The 2,402-nt window shown below is 42.0% G+C and carries 2 protein-coding genes; both read right to left on the minus strand.

Features of this window, described 5'->3' with window-relative positions; translation table 11 throughout:
• The coding region (locus C6G87_RS06105) for a type IA DNA topoisomerase (protein ID WP_104752642.1) at positions 1–2,025 on the minus strand (2,025 nt) is incomplete at its 3' end.
• Between the two features lie 38 nt (positions 2,026–2,063).
• Positions 2,064–2,402 (minus strand): hypothetical protein (locus tag C6G87_RS06110; protein ID WP_158653113.1); only part of this gene is annotated, 339 nt, incomplete at its 5' end.

A 2,402-nucleotide genomic window follows, 5' to 3' on the forward strand; every position in this document is an offset into this window, starting at 1 on the left:
CCACTCCTCAATAAAGCCACTACACACCTGCATATTACTCTTATAATCTTTGGGTAACTTCACATTGTGTTTTTTAGACAAGCTTTCAGCAAAGGCAATTTGCTTTGCAGTGGCAGGCTTGTTTGTAGTGCTATTGCCTAGAGAATGCCCCTCCTGTTTGGCTTTCTCTCTAACTTCTTTGTGTTTAGGGATGAATTTGTCCAAGAAAGCCTTAGTGATTTTATCATCTTTGGTATAGTCTGCAAACTCGGGGGGTAACTCCATCTTTAAATCTTTTAAGATGTCTTGGACATATTTAATCTGACTCTCTTTAGGAGCTCTAGTAGGATATGTCTCTCTTGGGGTTTGGCTTGGCATTTGTGGGCATCGTTGGGCTATCATTTGCATATACTCCACATAGCTACACTCTTGCTTGACAATCTTGTCTAAAAGCTCCTCCATTAAGGCGGTGAATTGCGTATCTACAATCCAGCCATAAGGACTTGTTTCAAAAATACTAATGACTTGTTTGCCCTTGTGGGTAGCATTCACAACGCGTTTGTTATCCTGTGTGATTTGGATGTATTCTCTTTGGATTAGTTTAGGCAAATAGCTCGCATAGGTGCTGGGTCTGCCAATGCCATTTTTCTCTAAGACTTCTATGAAGCTAGCTTCTACATAGGCACTCTGGCTGCGTTTTTGGATTTTAGCGATGTCCAAACTAAGCAGACTAATGGTGCTATTTGTCTTCACATCTAAATGCGCATTCTGTTCATTCTCTGCCTGCTCTGTGTGCTTGAACATATCTAGGTATCCAGCCTCTTGCAAAGAGCGCACACTACATTTGAAGAAGTGGTCTTTGATTTTGCATTGCAAGTCTTGCTTGGCATAAGTGGCTGCTTTGCCCTGACTTTCTAGCGTCCTTTGAAAAATCAAGATGTAGAGGGCTTGGGCTTGGCTATCTGTGATACCTGCTTGATTTAAGAGATTTTGTGTGTCCTCAAATTTGTGGCAATGCGTGATCCTAATCGCCTCGTGTGCCTCTGCTTGGCTATTCTTAGCCTTATAAGCTCTGCGCTCATAAAGACCGATATAGAGTGGCTGATAAAAGTTCTCTGCCTTATCTAAAAACTCTTGGCTAAGTATTTGGGCATCCGTTCTAATATAAGTGATTAAGCCTGCTTCAAAAAGTGTTTGTGCCAATTCTTGGACTTGCTGGGTGCTCAAACCTAGTTTGTTGCTCCCCACTTTCAAAAGACTAGAAGTGATGAAGGGTTTAGGGGGTGGGCTTGAAGTTGTGGAGTGCTTTATGTCTAACACTAAAGCCACCTTGCACTCTTGGAGAGACTTAAATATTGTAAGGGCTTGTTCTTGGCTTTCAAACTTGATTTCTTTGCCCTCACTATCGCAATGTCTTAGAATAACTTCTCTGTTGTGCGTATCATAGATTTTAGCTTGGATTTGGTAATTCACCTTCTGATTCTCTGGCAAAGCTTTAAAAGCCTCTATCTCCTTATCTCTATCCACAATGAGTTTCAAACAAGGGGTTTGTACCCTGCCTGCACTATTGCCCTTTCTTTGTTGCAGACAATCTCCCAAATAGGGGGAGAGTGTGAAGCCAATATAATAGTCGCTCACACTTCTAGCTAGAAAACTTTCATAGTAGTTAAAATTCGTGTTTTTAAACAATAAGGCACTCTGCAAGCCCTTGTTAATCCCACTCTCTGTGATTTCGTGAAACTCGGCTCTAAACACCTCTTTGGCGATATTTTTGATTTTCTCGTAAAACATCTTGCCAATGGCATAGCCTTCACGATCGGGGTCTGTGGCAATATAAACGCACTTGCCCTTGCACTGCTCAATCATCGCATAAATCTGTTGTTTCTTGTCTGCCTTAGTTGCAAACTTAGGTTTAAAGTTTTCTCCCTCAATCCCCTCAAGCTCCATAAAATGCCCTATGGTGGCTAGAACTTTAGCTCCTGTGATGCTAGCAATCTTTTTGATTTTGTTGGGGCTTTCAATGATGATGACATCGGGTTTTTGCATGGTTATCCTTCTTTTGGGGTGTTTTGGGGGTTGTGGGCTCATATTCTGCCTTTGGATTTCCTCTTGTGCTCTTGTTGTTCTAAGCGTCTATACTGCCTGCCTTGCTCAATACAGGCTAAAGCCTCCTTGCCCTCCTCAATGCAGCGTTCAGAATCCTTGAGGAGTTCTTTCATCATCCCTCCATGCATAAAAGGAGCATTGTAGGTTGCAAAGAGTTTAGGTTCTGCAATCTCAAACATCAATTTGGCTAATTTCTCTGTTTCTGCTTGGGTGAGCGTATTTTGTTCATACCTCAATAAGAGATTGTCTCGCTCCTGCTTATATGCCTCTTGGCGCTGTCTTGCTTGATTTAGAATTTGTGTGATGTTATTGCGCTC

It is taken from the genome of Helicobacter baculiformis, assembly GCF_900197685.1.
Classification (GTDB): Bacteria; Campylobacterota; Campylobacteria; order Campylobacterales; family Helicobacteraceae; genus Helicobacter; species Helicobacter baculiformis.